Annotated in this window: 14 protein-coding genes and 1 tRNA gene; 8 read left to right on the forward strand and 7 right to left on the reverse strand. The window is 66.5% G+C overall.

The window, feature by feature from the left end:
* Both ON22_RS37655 and ON22_RS27795 read left to right on the forward strand, forming a co-directional pair.
* On the forward strand, positions 1 to 455 hold a 455-nt coding region (locus tag ON22_RS37655), incomplete at its 5' end, for a hypothetical protein (protein ID WP_043740803.1).
* The gene (locus ON22_RS27795; RefSeq protein ID WP_051158173.1) at positions 452 to 1,534 is read left to right on the forward strand and encodes a tyrosine-type recombinase/integrase; all 1,083 of its coding nucleotides are present in this window, start codon (positions 452 to 454) and stop codon (positions 1,532 to 1,534) included. The genes ON22_RS37655 and ON22_RS27795, both read left to right, overlap by 4 nt.
* Positions 1,535 to 2,426: 892 nt before the next feature.
* Here ON22_RS27795 and ON22_RS27800 read toward each other — a convergent pair.
* The 3 genes from ON22_RS27800 to ON22_RS27810 all read right to left on the reverse strand — a co-directional run bounded on the left by ON22_RS27800 (position 2,427) and on the right by ON22_RS27810 (position 4,149).
* A complete protein-coding gene (locus tag ON22_RS27800; RefSeq protein WP_051158174.1) occupies positions 2,427 to 3,497 on the reverse strand; it encodes a tyrosine-type recombinase/integrase in 1,071 nt (356 codons plus the stop codon).
* The gene (locus ON22_RS27805; protein WP_051158175.1) at positions 3,494 to 3,955 is read right to left on the reverse strand and encodes a hypothetical protein; all 462 of its coding nucleotides are present in this window, start codon (positions 3,953 to 3,955) and stop codon (positions 3,494 to 3,496) included. The genes ON22_RS27800 and ON22_RS27805 overlap by 4 nt, the downstream gene beginning before the upstream one ends.
* A gap of 109 nt (positions 3,956 to 4,064) precedes the next feature.
* Positions 4,065 to 4,149: transfer RNA gene (locus tag ON22_RS27810), tRNA-Leu, on the reverse strand.
* 977 nt (positions 4,150 to 5,126) lie between these two features.
* On the opposite strand from ON22_RS27810, the gene ON22_RS27815 reads away from it, so the two are divergent.
* Genes ON22_RS27815 through ON22_RS27830 form a run of 4 tightly spaced genes read left to right on the forward strand, consistent with a single transcriptional unit; the run spans position 5,127 to position 9,763 of the window.
* Entirely contained in the window at positions 5,127 to 6,011 is an 885-nt protein-coding gene (locus tag ON22_RS27815; RefSeq protein WP_033242514.1) for a DUF7064 domain-containing protein, read from the forward strand.
* A 31-nt stretch (positions 6,012 to 6,042) separates the two neighbouring features.
* Entirely contained in the window at positions 6,043 to 6,657 is a 615-nt protein-coding gene (locus ON22_RS27820; protein ID WP_033242515.1) for a hypothetical protein, read from the forward strand.
* Positions 6,654 to 8,156 (forward strand): pyruvate, phosphate dikinase, encoded by a 1,503-nt coding sequence (locus tag ON22_RS27825; protein WP_081595889.1) that lies wholly within the window; start codon positions 6,654 to 6,656, stop codon positions 8,154 to 8,156. Before ON22_RS27820 ends, ON22_RS27825 begins: the two co-directional genes overlap by 4 nt.
* Positions 8,153 to 9,763, forward strand: coding sequence for a PEP-utilizing enzyme (locus tag ON22_RS27830; RefSeq protein ID WP_081595890.1), 1,611 nt, complete (start codon positions 8,153 to 8,155; stop codon positions 9,761 to 9,763). The genes ON22_RS27825 and ON22_RS27830 overlap by 4 nt, the downstream gene beginning before the upstream one ends.
* A gap of 65 nt (positions 9,764 to 9,828) precedes the next feature.
* Here ON22_RS27830 and ON22_RS27835 read toward each other — a convergent pair whose 3' ends face one another.
* Positions 9,829 to 10,461, reverse strand: coding sequence for a TetR/AcrR family transcriptional regulator (locus ON22_RS27835; protein ID WP_033242516.1), 633 nt, complete (start codon positions 10,459 to 10,461; stop codon positions 9,829 to 9,831).
* Between the two features lie 329 nt (positions 10,462 to 10,790).
* Here ON22_RS27835 and ON22_RS27840 point away from each other — a divergent pair, with 329 nt between their 5' ends.
* Entirely contained in the window at positions 10,791 to 11,957 is a 1,167-nt protein-coding gene (locus ON22_RS27840) for a cytochrome P450 family protein (RefSeq protein WP_231508221.1), read from the forward strand.
* 85 nt (positions 11,958 to 12,042) lie between these two features.
* Here ON22_RS27840 and ON22_RS27845 read toward each other — a convergent pair whose 3' ends face one another.
* The 3 genes from ON22_RS27845 to ON22_RS27855 all read right to left on the reverse strand — a co-directional run bounded on the left by ON22_RS27845 (position 12,043) and on the right by ON22_RS27855 (position 14,684).
* Positions 12,043 to 13,050 carry a hypothetical protein gene (locus ON22_RS27845; RefSeq protein ID WP_033242518.1) on the reverse strand — a complete coding sequence of 336 codons (1,008 nt, stop codon included), beginning with the start codon at positions 13,048 to 13,050 and terminating at the stop codon, positions 12,043 to 12,045.
* Between the two features lie 61 nt (positions 13,051 to 13,111).
* Complete coding sequence (locus ON22_RS27850; protein WP_033242519.1) at positions 13,112 to 14,002, reverse strand: alpha/beta hydrolase; 891 nt, start codon at positions 14,000 to 14,002, stop codon at positions 13,112 to 13,114.
* Between the two features lie 76 nt (positions 14,003 to 14,078).
* Positions 14,079 to 14,684, reverse strand: a complete 606-nt coding sequence (locus tag ON22_RS27855) for a TetR/AcrR family transcriptional regulator (protein ID WP_033242520.1) — start codon at positions 14,682 to 14,684, stop codon at positions 14,079 to 14,081.
* A gap of 215 nt (positions 14,685 to 14,899) precedes the next feature.
* Between ON22_RS27855 and ON22_RS27860 the strand changes: the two genes are divergently transcribed.
* Positions 14,900 to 15,760, forward strand: coding sequence for an LLM class F420-dependent oxidoreductase (locus ON22_RS27860; RefSeq protein WP_033242521.1), 861 nt, complete (start codon positions 14,900 to 14,902; stop codon positions 15,758 to 15,760).
* Positions 15,761 to 15,789 lie beyond the last annotated feature (29 nt).

The raw sequence follows: 15,789 nt of genomic DNA on the forward strand, positions 1-15,789 counted from the left end.
GTTCGCCTGAGCAGTTTTATGAGGGCCTCTATCCGGCGGCGACATCGGGAGGGGTGGCGCCTGTGAACTTGGCGCCGGATTTCCTGTACCCGGAGATCTCGGCGCACGTGGGGTGCGGCGAGCTTCATTGTTCGGTCACTTCGATCGACGAACGAGGTAGGCTGGCTGCCCGGTCCACGGTGCATAGACTCGGTTGGTCTTCTGACCAGATGATTTCGATGGTGGTGAAGGACGGGCTGGTCGTGATACGCCGCTCGCGGAAGGGGCAGCGATTGCCGCGGTCGGGGTTTGTCTTCCTTCCCGCCCGTATCCGCAACAGGGTTGGATTGTATGCGCGTGACCGTGTGTTGCTGGCTGGATCGCTGGACGACGAGGTGCTTCGGGTGTATCCGCCGCGTGTCTTAGCGGCGGCGTTGAGTGCGTATTCCGCAGGTCTCGGGCGCCACCGGCCATGAAGGACTCCGAAGTAGCCGATTTGCTGCAGACCGTCTCGCGGCTGGGCCTGACGGTGGTGCGTGCGCCTGCTGAGCCGGTCGTGTTGAGGGCCCCGACCTTTGACGACTTCATTCCCAAGATGCTCGACGCGGAGTCCAGAGCCCAGAGGGATTCCTATGGCGCCTGCTGGCGGTTTCTGCGTCAAGCGTGGGGCCCACGGCCTTTGGACGAGCCGACACCGACCGAGGTGTTGCAGCTGATGAACCGGTACAAGGCCGGTGCGGTAGTGAGGTCGAACTGGCGTGGGGGTAGTGCTGCGGCACGGAACTTCCTGCACGGGGTGCGGCGACTGTATCGGTTGGCCGAGATGGACGGTCTGATCGCGTCGGCGTCGAATCCTGCAGGGAAAGTCCCGATGCCGCGCAAGCTGGAGAGCACTCGTCACGCCCTGACCCCGGGCCAGGTGTCCGAGTTAGGTCGTGTTGCTGCTGAGACGGGCAACGATGGCGAACTGGACGCACTGATTGTCCGCCTGCATGTCGAGACGGCTTGTCGGCGTCAGGCAGCGCTGCGGTTGCGTGTCGATGACCTCAGCGTTGACGACTGCACTGTTCTGCTGCACCACAAGGGTGGGGTGGATACCTGGCATCCGATCACGCCGCTGCTCATGGTGCGGTTGCTCGAGCACGTCGACCGTCGTGGTGTTGGTGCCTCGGGGCATCAGGTGCTGAGGACTCGTGGTGGGAAACCGATCACCGATCGTCGTTATGACAATCTGCACGGGCGTTTCCATCGGCATCTGGCTTGGGCAGAGGCGAAAGGGGTGACCGTGCACTGGCTGCGGCACACCACCCTCACTTTCGTCGAACGTACGTGCGGCGAGGCTGTTGCTCGCCGATACGCGGCGCACCGTGATCCCGGGACGACCGCAACCCCGATCTACACCAAGGCATCCCTGGTGGAATGTGCCGAAGCGCTCGTGGCGGTCACTGGGCAACCTCACCCACTGGCCCGTGGAGTGGCCGGGATCTCGGTCGTGAAGCGAGACGAGGTAGAAGCCGGTTCATGGTCTGGAAAACATAACTCCGGAGCTGTGTAGAGCAATCGTGCGTCGATCGATTCGAATAACTAGATCTGATTGGGGTGACGGTTCTCGGCGCCGTAGCGGCGCTCCCGATGATTGCCTCGCGGACTTCGGGTTGCTGTGCTGAGGGGGCTGCGGTGCAGCGGACTGGCGCCTCGATGACCTTTGGCGTTCTTCATGCTTCGGGTATGCGGCCGGTACCGCTTGGGCTCTGATCGGCGTCCGCAACTGACGGTCATGGAGCGGACCAGTGCCGGCTCCACTGAGTCCCTGCAGATGGTCAACATCCAGTGCGCCGATATCTGCTGGGTGTGGTGCGCGCGGGGAGCCGAGAGCGCAGGGGATCCATCCACACCCAGGCAGCTACGGCCCCTTGGCGCATGTGGGTGGCCAAGCCCTGATCCGGCAACCGGCAGACGACTCCATTAAATAGCGGTACATAGACATGCGCATCTAAAGATGTTATCGACCGATTCCAGTCGCCCGAACGACGCATTGAACCGGACAGAAGTCTCTGGCTGGTAGATAAAAGACACCTCGTGATGGACTGACAGCGCCACTGCGTGGATCGTTCCGGAGCGATTGTGACCGTTTGAGTAAGGATGGTGGCCGTGTTGCGCACTTTGGGTCGGGATGGTTTCTCCATCAGACGGCAGTTCACCGGATTCTGCGACGGCCCTGGAGCGGTCGATGCCGCGCCTGGTCGAGTGGAGCCATATGAGCCGTGTTCGAAATGGTCTTCCGGTGCGGTTCATACCTGAGGTGCGGCGGCAACTGACGATGGGCTGGCTGACAGCCGGAGCTGCCGGGTCGGCGTATCGGACCGACCCGGCAGATCTGGGGACGTGTCGTACTCTTCCCGACCTCCACACTCGGGTTCGGTACGGTGGCGATGCTCTAAAAAGAACTAGGCAGACCCTTGGCTTCGGGGTTTGCTGGCGGGTTTGTCATCCAGGGCCGCGAGCGGATGGGGCTCTCCGGTGAGATGTGCGACCGCGGCCGCGACTTCGTTGATGGTTGCGGTGGTGTAGATGCCGGTGACGCCGCCGCCGGTGTTGCTGTGGCGGGCGAATTCTCGGGCGACGGCTGTGCCGTAGTGGCGTTCGACCCAGGTGATGGTGGTGTGGCGTAGCCAGTGGATCGAGATGCCGTGGGTGAGTACCCATGGGAGGTGTTTGCCGAGGCGTTCGAACAGGTGGTTGTAACGACGGCGGGAAATCGGTGTGCCGTTTCGGGTGCGTAGCAGTGGGCCCGAAGCGGGAGCTCCGCGTTGTTCGGCATGGCGGCACAGGGCCTGCATGAGAGTCGGTGAGATCGGCTGCCACAGTTGGGTTCCGCCTTTCTCGCGGAGCAGGATCACCGACTGCACCGGGTCCAGATCCTGCGGCCGCAGGGCCAGTGCGCCGGCGCGGCGGCAGGCGGTTTCGGTGTGCAGGCGCAGGATCAAGGCATCAAGGTCGGGGTCGTTGCCGGTGGTAGCAGCGACCTCGACGAGTTGCGCGAGCAGGTCGGTCGGCAGGGCACGGCGGTTGGAGCGGGTGCGCTTGGGTTTACTCAGCCGGGTTGCGGGGTTGTCGCGAGGGTCGATGAGCCGGCTGTCCTCGGCGTGCTTGTACAGCTTGCGCAGGGCATCGATGACGTGGCGGACGACCTCGTTGCCGCCGCGGTCGGAGCGGCGGATCACGCGGGTGGTGCGGATCTGTTCGCACAACACCTGCAGGTCTGCGGTGGTGGGTTGGTCGAGTCGCCGCTCGCCCCAGCCGGGTTGGGCGAGGATCTTGTTCCAGTAGGTGGCGTAGTGGTCGAGGGTGCGGCCTGCGGGCATCCGGTCGATCACTGTCGGGATGAATTCGGCGAAGGTCGGTGCGAGACGGGCGCTTTGGCTCGACGCCCCGGTGGTGAGGTCGTCGGCGGTGAGGCCGAAGCGTTCCATCATCATCTGCACGGCGGCGATATCGGCCTGGGTTCCGGTGGTCATCGGGGTGGTGCTCCTTCGGCGAAGCGGCGGGCGAGGATGTCGTCGAGGACGTCGGCGGGGTAGACGACCAGCAGCGCCTGGCCGGGGTCGGCGGCGAGCAGGACGCGCTCGCGGATGCGGATGCCGGCGGCGTGGCGCACGGCGGCCGGGATGGAGATGTGGCCGTATTTCGTGACGCCACGGCGGCCGTGCCCAGGGCGGGTGATCAGGACCAGGCCACCGACCACACGCCAGGACAGCAGGTCACCGGGACGCCAGTCGAGAGCATCGACGATGGCTTTGTCCACGACGCGGCCGTTGGTGTCGACCGGGCGGATGCTGTGCACGGCCGTCGACCGCGCCGGCTGTTCCAGGGTCGCCATCGGCAAAGCCGGACCCGAGGCGAAGACAGACGAATCGCCGATTCCGGACCGTGCCGTGAACGAGGGAAGCGGTGGCCGCAGTGTGTCATCGGTCACAATTTCCACCCCCACTCGGGGTGAAACCGCAGGTCACGGCGTTGAGGGGAAAATGGGTGTCCAGGCGATGCCTGGACACGGTTTTTGGGGCACAAATGCCACAAATAAGTGTCCGGAGGGGGACTTGAACCCCCACGCCCTATACCGGGCACTAGCACCTCAAGCTAGCGCGTCTGCCATTCCGCCACCCGGACCGGTGTGCCCAGCAAGAGTATCTGATCGAGCCGATGAGGCAAAATCGCGGGTCTCACCTGCGGAAATGCCTATGTGGTCTGCGCGTCATGCAAGGGGTGTGGTCGCTGTGTGCCGGACCGGCGCCTGGAGGTTGTCGAGGGGGCTTCGGGCGCGAAGGAGCGGGAATCGGCGGGACGGATCGCCGGGCAGGTTGAGGACCGCATCGCGGGAGTTCGGATCGGGACAGGACAAGCCGCAGGCGCACGGTTGTGCTGTACGGTACGCGGTTGCCGTGAACGCCCATCGCCTCGGCGCCGTCAGGCGTTCGATCCGGAAGCGTCACGACAACGAGAGGGTCACGACGAGGGGGCGTGGTGTCGTCCCCGCAGTGTGGAGGACCCGCTGTGTGCCGGCGCGTGCGGAACAGTAAGGGGGTAGGAGGGCCTTCGGTGCGGATCGGGTAGAGGTGTCGCCAGGCGGGCCGCTAAAGCATGGGGGTGACGCAGGCGTGACCTGTCGCGCCGTCCGCGGTCCTGCTGACCTCACCGCTGGGCGGTTCGGCGGACCGGCATGGTTCGCCACGTTCTCGGAGGAGTAGGGCCGCCCTTCCCGGCCCTGGCTCAGGACCGCTTCGAACGTCGGTGTGCGGTACGGGTTCCGCGGGTCTGTCATCGGCGGGAGAATCCGGGCCGTGTCGTGCACAGTCGCGGGCTCGTCCGACCGGATCTCGCTGAATCCGATCGCGTCTGTGCTGTGGGCCGGTCGTCGCCAGATAAATTGACACGACCGTCATTTCGTATAGCCTCATCATCTGCACAGCGACCCGGCACGGTGAGCTCGGGCGTCGCGGCCGCGGTCCTGTGCGGTCGTTCGCTGTCCACGTCGGCGCACCGTAGATCGTGCCGGCATAGGGGGCCGGGGGCGTCGATGTACGTGCGGTCGGGCCGGCCGCGGGCCGAATCCGTATCCCGCGCATCCTGATCAGAAGGGACCCCCGATGGTTACCGCCACTCCGGCCGAAAAGAGTTGGGGCAAGCTGTCCGAGCCGGTTCGTTCCGACGCCGCCGGCGCCGATGATCCGGTGTGGAAGGACAACGCCTATCTCTCGTTCTGGGATTCCGCCGCAGCGGTTTTCGGCACGGTGCACGTTTCGACTTCGCCGAACGCGCCGGATACCCGCCGGGCCCGGTTCAGTGTGTCTGTGTCGGGGCGGGTGACCGAAGTGGTCGAAACGCTCGAGGCGGGGACTTTCAGCAGTGAGAGTATTCATTTCGGCTTGGACGGCCGGGTGCGAGTCGAACACCCGCTCGTCTCCGCCGAACTCGTCAACGCGCCCCTGTTCGCCGCGGCCGATTACGCTGCCAACAACGCTATTCCGGCGTTGGGGGCTGCCGCGCCGCTACAGCATTTTCAGCAGGCGTGCACCGTTGCGGGCAGTATCACGCTGGAGGGCGCGACGGTGGGCGTCTCCGGGCGCGGTATGCGGGACCGTACGTGGGGGTTTCGGGACGAGTCGTCGCAGTGGGTCGAGTTCGCGGCCCTGTTCGTGGTGGACGATTCGGCCTTCGTTACGGCGATGAAGTTCCGGAACGCCGACGATTCGCTGACTGCGGATGGTTTTGTCATCGACAGCACGGGGTCGAAGGCGGTCACTGCCGTCACCTTCGCGCGGGACGCGGCCGCCCAATTCCGCTGGGCGCGCCTAGAACTGGAGGACGGTGCGACCCGGCTGGTATCGCTGGGCGCGCGTCTCGGTGGATCCCGGGTGCCGGCGGGACCGGCCGAGACCGACGGGCCGGCGTTGGGGGTGTACGACGACTTCCTGTCGTTCGATGCCGGCGAGGGCATTTTCGAGCAGGCGATCCTGCACCGGGTCGCCTGACCGGCGGCATACGAGAAAGAGCGGATACACCATGTCCTATGCCCTGCGCGTTCTCCAGGCTGCGCGATTCAAAGGCCGCCCCACCGAGCCGGATCTCGCCGCCGCGGCAGGTCTCACCGATACCGCGCTGACATCCGTGTTGGAGCCGCTCCTGCACGCGGGGGAGCTCGAGCGCGCGGGCGTCCGCGTCAAGATCACTGCCATGGGCCGGGCGCGACTCGACGAACTGCTGGCGGTCGAGCGGAGCACTGTCGACCAGGCCCTGCTGCGGCAGCGGTATCTCGGCTTCGGCGCCGTGAACGAGGACTTCAAACAGCTGGTCACCGATTGGCAGCTGATCGACGGTGCGCGCCCGAACGATCACACCGACGCCGAATACGATGCGCGGATCGTGGCGCGGCTGGGTGAGTTGCACGAACGGTTCGCACCACTGCTCGCGGAATTCGTCGAGCTGGCGCCCCGGCTGGCACAGTACCCGGACCGGTTCTCCGGGGCCCTGGCGAAGATTCGCTCCGGCGACCCGGCCTGGCTGGCCCGGCCGCTGGTCGACAGCTATCACACCGTGTGGTTCGAACTGCACGAGGACTTGATCGGTCTCGGTGGCGTGTCCCGGGTGCGGGAAGAGGCAGCGGGGCGGGCCGAGTGAGCGCGGGCACGCACCCGTCGGTTCTCCCGCTCGGTCCCGCGACCACCGCAGGTCCTGATCTGCTGGGCGGTAAAGCATGGAGCCTGCAGCGGATGTCGGCGCTCGGGATCCCGGTCCCGCCGGCATTCGTCATCACCACCGAGGTGTGCCGGCGGATGCACAGTGCGGGGGCGTCGCGGCTTCCCGACGAAGTATGGGATTCGGTGCCCGCCGCCGTGACGGAGCTGGAGTCGGCCACCGGCCGTCGCTTCGGCGCCGGACCGCGGCCGCTGCTCGTCTCGGTGCGCTCGGGCGCGGCGACCAGCATGCCCGGAATGATGGACACCGTGCTCAACCTGGGGATGACCGCCGAGGTCGAACGGGCACTGGCCGGTCAGTTCGGGGATACCGCATTCGCCGCCGACACCCATCGCCGGTTCCGCGCACAGTTCGAGAAGGTTGTCGGCCGGACCCCGGTCGCGGACCCGTGGGAACAGTTGCGTCGCGCGATCGAGGCGGTGATCGATTCGTGGCGTTCACCGCGCGCTGTCGGATATCGCGAGAGCCGCGGTCTGTCGCACGACGCCGGGACCGCGGTCACCCTGCAGGCGATGGTCTTCGGCAATCTCGACGACCGTTCGGGGACCGGCGTGCTGTTCACCCGCAACCCGCTCTCCGGCACGGCCGAACCCTACGGTGAGTGGCTGCCGCGTGGCCAGGGCGAGGATGTGGTGTCCGGCCGCGCCGACGCGTTCCCGCTCGTGGAGCTGGCCGACACCATGCCGGAGGTTCACGCCGAGCTCCTCGCGGCCGCGGCTCGTCTGGAGGCCGACGCCCGCGACGTGCAGGATATCGAGTTCACGGTGGAGAGCGGCGCACTGTGGCTGCTGCAGTCACGGGTCGCCAAACGCACCCCCGAGGCCGCAATCCGGCATGCGGTATTCCTTCGGCAGGCGGGCCTGATCACCGACGGCGAAGCGCTCGACCGGGTGACGCCCGAGCGGGTTCGCGCTGTCCTGGACCCGCGGCTCGACCCCGCCGAGCTGGCCGCGACCGCTGCGGTCGCCACCGGCAAACCGGCATGTCCGGGTATCGCCACCGGTCGCGTCGTCAGCGACTCCGGCGAAGCCGAGGAACGTGCCGATCGAGGTGAAGCGGTGATCCTGGCCCGGCCCACCACCGACCCCGACGATGTGATGGCCATGTCGGTGGCCGCGGCGGTGATCACCGAACTCGGTGGGTCGACCTCGCACGCGGCGGTGGTCTGCCGGGAGATGGCTGTGCCGTGCGTGGTCGGTTGCGGTACCGGATCGCTCACCGCGCTTGCCGGGCAAACGGTCACCGTCGACGCGACGGCCGGCGCGGTGTATCCCGGTGAGCTGGTCGTCGTCTCCGGAGCCCCGGCCGACGATCCCGATATCGCGCTGCTCACCCGATGGGCACATGCGGAAAACCCCTACGGCGCAACGGGTTCTCTACCCGATCTGCTCCTGCGACGCAAGATGGAGAGAGCCCGATGAGCACTCGCGAAATCGTCGAGGAAACGCTCGACAACACGACGATCGACCCCGCGGTCACCTGGACCACAGGCAATGTTGCGGAGGCGTTTCCGGGTGTGTTCACCACCTTGGGCTTCACCTTCATCAACGCATCGGTAGAACTGGCGACCCGCACCACGTTCCGGAACCTCGGTGTCCTCACCACGAAACAGGTCCATGTTCCCGATCAGCCGGAGGACATGTTCTGGACACTGTTCGCCGGGCGGGCCGCAGCCAATATCGACAAGTTCCGGGAGATCGCGAACATCACCCCCGGTACTTCGGCGACGGCGGTGGAACAGCAGCTCTTCGGTTATGTGCGGCCGGAGACGGTCGACGCGAACAGTGCCCGGCGCTATCCCGTCATCATGATGAAAGCACCGGCGGCGGTGCTCCGGCTGCCCAAGCGCCACGATGCCGAATTCGCCGGACTGCGCCGCTGGCGGCTCGACCGTCTGGACGGTATCGATACGCTCGACCACGCGGGATGCGTCGAACTGCTCGACGACGCGCGACAGCGTTTCCAGCGCATGCTGACCGCGCATATGCTCGTCGCGTTCGTCAGCTCCGGGCTCGCGGACCGGGTCACCGATATGCTGACCCGACTCGACCTGGCCCACCTTGCGCCGGCGCTGCTGTCCGGGGTCGGATCCGACGAGAGCGAGATCGCGCACGATCTGTGGGCGCTGGCGCATGACGAGATTTCGCTGCGCGAGTTCACCGACCGGCACGGTTACCACGGCAACAACGAGGGACAGCTGTCCGGTGTCACCTGGCGCGAGGACCCCACCCCGGTACTCAACCGGCTCGCCGACTACCGGGCCGTCGCCGCGGACAGCCCACGGGCGCCGCGTAATCGGAGCCGGGAACAGATCGAGACCAGGCAGCGGGCGCTGGCCGAGCTCCAGGCGGCGCTGCCCCGGCGCAAGCGCGGCGGCGCGGCCCGGTACGTGCGGTGGGCCGCTCGCTGGATCGCTCTGCGCGAGCAAGGTAAGGCCGGGTATCTGCTGACCTTCGATATCGCCCGGGCCGCCATGCGGCGGCAGGGCGCCCTGCTGGTCGCAGCGGGCGTGATCGACGATATCGATGACGTCTTCCACCTGTCCTACGACGACGTGTGCGCGGGGGTCACCGGTGATCAGCGCGCGCTGGTCGCGGCGCGCCGGGCACAGTACGACCAGCGTGGCGACTACCGGCTGCCGCAGGCGTGGGCCGGTGTACCGCAGCTGATCAAGTCCGGCGAGACCGAGGCCCCCGCCCTGGATGTCTCCGGCGTCGTAACCGGTGTGGCGGCCAGTGGTGGTGTGGTGGAGGGCCGGGCCCGGGTGGTCCGCGACCCGTCGACCACCGAACTCGACGACGGCGATATTCTCGTCTGCGAGACGACCGACCCGAGCTGGGTGTCACTGTTCCTCGTCGCGGGCGGCGTCGTCACCGACTACGGCGGCCTGCTCAGCCACGGGCCGATCGTGGCCCGCGAACTCGGGATCCCCTGTGTCTGTGGCACCGAGAACGGCAGCTACCGGATCCGCGACGGCCAGCACATCCGTCTGGACGGCGATGCGGGCACTGTCACCCTCATCGGATGAGCCCGATTGTGCGGTATCGGCTCCGGCCCGCCGGCCGGTGGGCCGGAGCCGATACGCACCGGCGGCTACCAGAGAGCGCCGCGCAGCAGCGCGGTGAGTTGGTCGATCATCGGCTCGAGCCTGTCCTCGTCTCCGACGAACCCCGCGTACAGGCTCATTCCCCACACCACGGCGATGAGTACTTCGGTGGCGGTCGCGATATCGACCTCCGGTCCGATGGTCCCGTCGGCCGCGGCGGCTTCGAGTGCCGGCCGGATGAAGCCGCGCACATTGTCGATCTGTTCCTCGGCCCAGTCGGCGAGCTCCGGATTGCGCAGCGCGTCGAACAGCGAGGCCGCGAGAAATCTGACGTAGGTGCGGTTCTCGGAATCGGCTTGCATGGTGATGCGCAGGAATGCGGCCATCCGGTCGGCGAGGTCGGTCGCCGCCCCCGCGTCGGCGATACCTGCGGTGATCACACTGTCCTTGTCGGTTTCGAACAATGTGCGGTAGAGCTCGTCCTTGCTTCGGAAGTAGTGGTTGATATTGGTGCGGGTCACCCCGGCCCGGGTCGCGATACCGGAGAATGTCGCGCGGTCGTAACCGACTTCGCTGAACAGTTCACGCGCTGCCCGCAAGATGGAGTCGCGTGTTTGCGCTCCGTCCGATCCGGGCGGCCGCCCGCGGCCACGGCGGGGTCGCGCTGCCGAGCCGGTCATCACCGCGCTACCTCTCGTCGGCTGCTTCCCAGGTGCTGCCTCCGCCAGGCATACCGCCCCGGCCGGCGTCCCGGAGCGACAGCTCGCGGCGGGCACACCTTCCGCACGGACAGCACCGGACAGAGTGTAGCTGTCCGGTTTGCCTTGGTCCGGAAGCAGTCTCGCCGGGTTCACGCCGCGTGCAGGAACCCCATTGCAGATCTCGTCCCCTCGTTCGCTGTCCGCAACCGCTGTCTGGAGTTCAGTTCTTGAGCAACGTCCCACCCGGTACGCCTGCCCCGTCCTGCCCCGCCCGTCCGATCTCTCCGTTCGACTCCGATGATCCTCGAATGCCGCTGTTCGCACCGGAATTCGCTGCTGGCCCGCACGCCCACTACCACGAAATGCGGCAGCAGTATGCCTCGTTGATGCCGGTGGAGCTGGCGCCCGGCGTACCCGCGACGCTCGTGATCGATTACCGGACCGCAGTGCGGATCCTGAACGATCCCGAGCATTTCCCAGCCGATCCGCGCAACTGGCAACAGGGTATGCCCGCCGATTGCCCCGTCCTGCCGATGATGGAATGGCGTCCGATGGCGACCCGCAGTGCCGGGGCGGAGGCGGCCCGTTTTCGCCGGGCCACCACCGAGAGCGTCGACGAGGTCGATCTCTACGCACTGCACACCACGGTGGAAGAGATCGCCATCTCGCTGATCAACTCCTTCTGCGAGGACGGCAGCGCCGATCTGATCGGCCAGTACACGTTTCCGCTGATCTTCGGAGTGCTCAATGTGCTGTTCGGCTGCCCACCGGAGGTGGGCCAGAAAATGGCGGCCGGGATGGCGGCGATCGTCGAGGGTGTCGATGCCGATCACGGGAATATGATGATCAGTGAAGCGATGCTGGAACTGGTGGCCCTGAAGCGGGCCGAACCCGGCGACGATATAACTTCGGCGCTGCTGCGGCATCCGGCCGAACTCGACGATCTGGAGATGGTCCACCAGCTGGCCAGTCAGTACGGCGCGGGGATCGAGTTCCAGCAGAATTTCATCGTCAACACGCTGCTGTTCATCCTCACCGACGACCGGTTGGGTGGCGGAGTCCTGGGCGGGAGCCTGTCCACCCGGGAGGCACTCGATCATGTTCTCTTCAACGACCCGCCCTTGGCGAACTACCTGCTCACCTACCCGCGGCAACCGATCCTGATCGACGACGCCTGGCTACCAGCCCATCAACCGATCGTCGTCAGTATCGCGGCCTGCAACAATGATCCGACGGTCAGCGGTGGTGATCGCACCGGCAACCGCTCCCATCTCGCTTGGGGAGCCGGCCCGCGCACCTGTCCGGCCCAGTCCATGGCATACCTCATCGCGCAGGACGCCATCGACCAACTGCTCGACGCTCTGCCCGAGATCCGGTCCACCGAACCCCCGACCTGGCGCCCCGGCCCCTTCCATCGTTCGCTGACCTCGTTGCGGGTGGAGTTCCCGCCGTCGTCACCGCTGCACAGATCCTGATCACGGCCGGGTTCCGGGGCGGAGACCGGTGGGTGGCCGGGCGTGCGTCGCCCCATCACGTTCGGCCCCGCGGCGGGGCGACGGATCAGGACGGGTCGTGCATCATGTTGTCCCAGCCGGTGTCCTCGCGCGGAGGCCTGACCGGTGTCGGTTCGTAGGGCTGGAAGTTGGGGTTGGGGATCATGCCCTTGTCGGGGTCATGCCGATCGATCAACACGCCCTCGACCTTGTCGGCTGGTATGCCCTCGACGCGGTCAGCGGCATACTGCCTGTATACCTCGTCGGGCGGTGGGGACCGGTCGACCGCCACCATCTGTTCGCCGGCCCACTTCGAATTCTCCTCTGACTTGTCGTGAGCGTTTCGCACGTCCCGTACCACGTATGTCTCGCCGTCATCGCCGAGTGGGAAGTAGGCGGCCTGTGCCGGATCTCGTGAGGTACATACCCAGTCGTCGGCACCGGCACCGTCGAGATCGACCCACGAAAAGGGCGGTTCGGGGAGTGCGCTGCGAGTCTGGATACCTTCGTTGAAGACCGTCTCCCGCGGCCTGCCGTCTCCCCGATAGAGCTCCCCCGGATACGGTTCGCGACTGCTGGTTTCGGCTGGGAATTCGAGCTTCCCGGGAGTCTCGCGCGCCTGGCGTTCCATGTCGTCCTGCCACTTCCGCATGGCCTGGGAGAACTCCCGCCCCGTCACCCCCTGCTGTTGGAGATGATCGCGCTTGGCGGCTATCGCTCGTCCCCACGCACGATTGATGGTCCAGTCCGAACCCTCCGGTTTTCGAAAGTTGATATGCTCCGGCAACTCGTTGCTCTCCACGTACTTGTAGAAGTCGTAGAACTTGATCCGGCCACTGTCCAGCCCCGATCGCAGCGTGTAGGGTTCGCTGCTTTCGTTCCAGGCACGAAAGCCGGAATAGAAGTCGGTATCGGCAGCAACTCCGCCGATGAGGTCCGCACCTTGTTCATCTGCCCGGACCATCTCGTCGGCGTGATCTGCCAGGTGGCTACCGACACCCCTGATATCGCGATCGAGGCAGTCGCCGACCATTTTGCCCGAGTACAGTATTCGGTGGCCGATGTCCTCGAACATGTCGGCGATTCTGCGGTAACCGCTCAAGAAGGCAACCCCCGGTAGGCGACGACGCCGGCCACTACTCGGCGAGGTGTGTCAACAGGAACTCGCGGGCGGCGCAGGACGCCTGCTCGAATCGTTCGCCGTACACCGCGAAGTGGCCACCGGAGATCAGGGTCAGCTGTTTGGGTTCCAGGGCATCGGCGTAGCTCTGGAGCGCGATATCGCTGGGTGTGAGGGTGTCGCCCTCGGCGATCACCATCAGCAGCGGGGTCGGGGAAACACGGCGCAGGAAAGCTTCCGGCGCGTAACTCTGGAATTTGTCCACGCTGGAGAGCGTGACCTCGTTACGCCAGGTGGGCACCTGGGGACCGTTGGCCATCAGCCATTCGTAGACCTCGGTGCCCGGCATCGCGACCAATTCGGTGGGGTCGTCGGAGGCAGCCTTGATCATCTGGTGGGGTTCGCCCGCGGCGCGGGCCGACCGATCCGCGGCGATCGCCTGATGCACGGTCGGCAGCATGATCGACGGTACGAGACGGCCGAAGGTCGCCCAGCCGTTGGTCAGTGGGACCTGGGATACCACGGCTCGGACGCGGCGATCGGTGGCCGCGACGACCAGGACATGGGCGCCGGCGTAGCTGGTTCCCCAGATCCCGATCCGGTCGCTGTCGATGCCGTCCAGCGTCTGCGCGTAGGTCACCGCGTCGCGGTAGCCCTCGATCTGCGCGGGCGGGTCCACTTCGAATCGCGGCAGGCCGTCGGAGGTGCCGAATCCGGGGTGGTCGTAGACCAGGCAGGCGAGTCCGGCGGCGCTGAATATCTCGGCGAACGGTGCTACCCATTCCTTGACGCCGGCGAATCCGTGGGTCATCACCACCAGCGGCACGGCGCCGTGGTGACCGTCCGGCCGATACAGCCACCCGCGCAGGGTGACTCCACCGCTGAGGAATTCTACGTCTTCACGCATTGGGGACACCTTCCATTACATTCCGGCGTGTAATGAAAGTAGCGCGTCGGCAATAGTGAGGTCAACCACAGAAGTGTCAGGGCCGGTGCCGGCCCACGGCGTCGAGCGCGGACTGCACTGTGCGACGCACGAACTCCTCGTCGATCGGCCCGAGTTCGGGTAACAACGCTCGCATGAGCATCGGCCCGGTGATGAGGTCACACACCCATTCGGAATCGAATCCGGGCTCGATCTCGCCCCGGGCCGCCGCACGTTCCAGGATCGTCGCGGTGGAACTTCGGCGTGGTCGCAGGAACTGCTCTCGGAACCGCCGTGCGGCCTCCGGGGTACGGTCGAGCTCTTCCAGCAGACCCGGCACTGCCCGGCGTAGCACCGGGTCGTTGAACAGGTCACGCTGGTGTTGCTGAATCGCGAGCAACTCCGCCTCGATCCCACCCAGGTCCTCGGCGCCGGGTTGCAGTCCGTACCGATCGATCAATACCGAGACCACGAGATCGGCTCGGGAACTGTACCGGCGGTAGAGAGCAGGCCTGCTCGTCCCCGCCGTGTCGGCGACAGCCTGGAGGCTGAGGGCGCCGTAACCGCGTTCGGCGATCAGTTGCGCGGCGGCCTCGAGCAGCGCGGCATCCACTCGGCTGTCGCGTGGACGGCCGGTGCGGGGACCAGCGGAGTTATCGAGCATGGGTTCACCGTACCGAGCACGATCACCGGCATCGCTGCAACAGGGACCGGACATGGAGGGCGCCGAAGCCTCCCGACTATGCAACCGGGGCCTGGTGGCCGGGCCGTGTCGCACGGTCCGGCGGAACTGATCTCGCGTCCCGCCGTGCAGTAGCATCCTTCCCGCAAGGTCGGCTTCCGGTATCGGCATACGCATGACGGCTCGAGGAGGATTTTGTGCAGCTTTCGGGCGTGGGAATCTGGAGTTCGCAGCTGCGCTACGGCGATCCGGCCGTAGCTGCGGAGGCGGCTGCCGAGCTCGAGGAGCTGGGCTACGCCGCGGTATGGATTCCCGATGTCGGTGGCCCGGTGTTCGATGCGGTGGACAACCTGCTGCGCGCGACGGAGCGTATCGTCGTCGCGACCGGGATCCTGAACCTGTGGATGCACGAACCGTCGGACGTCGCGGCTCGGTACGCCTCCCTGACCGGTACACACGGCAATCGGTTCCTGCTCGGTATCGGCGTAAGCCATGCACCGTTGATCGATGCGGGCGATCCCGGTCGCTACCGGAAGCCCCTGGCGGCGACCCGGGCTTATCTGGACGCTTTGGACGCGCTCGACCGGCCTGTGCCTGCGGAGGCGCGTGTCCTCGCCGCGCTGGGGCCGAAGATGTTGCACCTGTCGGCGACCCGCGCCGGTGGCGCCCACCCTTACCTGGTCACGCCGGAGCACACCGCCACCGCCCGCGCCGCCCTCGGCGACGGGCCGCTACTGCTGCCCGAGCAGACGGCAATCCTCACCACCGACGCCGGCGAGGCGCGGTCCATCGGCACCGACTGGCTGCGCAGCTACCTCCAGTTGCCGAACTACGCGAACAACATCCTGCGGTCGGGTTTCACCCAGGAGGATGTCGACACTGTGAGCGACCGGCTCTTCGACGCGATCATCGCCTGGGGTGACGAGGAAGCGATCCTGCGTCGTGTCGCCGAACATCGAGCGGCGGGTGCCGATCACGTTTGTGTGCAGGTACTCGAAGCCGACCCGCAGGCCTTCCCGCGCGAACAGTGGCGCCGCCTCGCCGCCGCGCTGGCCTGACCGCGCGTCGGCCCCGAGGAATCGGGACG

Source organism: Nocardia carnea NBRC 14403 (genome assembly GCF_000308515.1).
GTDB lineage: Bacteria > Actinomycetota > Actinomycetes > Mycobacteriales > Mycobacteriaceae > Nocardia > Nocardia carnea.

Coding starts and splice junctions, on each gene's coding strand:
- ON22_RS27795 (WP_051158173.1), top strand. CDS start 452: ATGAAGGACTCCGAAGTAGCCGATTTGCTGCAGACCGTCTCGCGGCTG.
- ON22_RS27800 (WP_051158174.1), bottom strand. CDS start 3,497: ATGACCACCGGAACCCAGGCCGATATCGCCGCCGTGCAGATGATGATG.
- ON22_RS27815 (WP_033242514.1), top strand. CDS start 5,127: ATGGTTACCGCCACTCCGGCCGAAAAGAGTTGGGGCAAGCTGTCCGAG.
- ON22_RS27820 (WP_033242515.1), top strand. CDS start 6,043: ATGTCCTATGCCCTGCGCGTTCTCCAGGCTGCGCGATTCAAAGGCCGC.
- ON22_RS27830 (WP_081595890.1), top strand. CDS start 8,153: ATGAGCACTCGCGAAATCGTCGAGGAAACGCTCGACAACACGACGATC.
- ON22_RS27835 (WP_033242516.1), bottom strand. CDS start 10,461: ATGACCGGCTCGGCAGCGCGACCCCGCCGTGGCCGCGGGCGGCCGCCC.
- ON22_RS27840 (WP_231508221.1), top strand. CDS start 10,791: ATGCCGCTGTTCGCACCGGAATTCGCTGCTGGCCCGCACGCCCACTAC.
- ON22_RS27845 (WP_033242518.1), bottom strand. CDS start 13,050: ATGTTCGAGGACATCGGCCACCGAATACTGTACTCGGGCAAAATGGTC.
- ON22_RS27850 (WP_033242519.1), bottom strand. CDS start 14,002: ATGCGTGAAGACGTAGAATTCCTCAGCGGTGGAGTCACCCTGCGCGGG.
- ON22_RS27855 (WP_033242520.1), bottom strand. CDS start 14,684: ATGCTCGATAACTCCGCTGGTCCCCGCACCGGCCGTCCACGCGACAGC.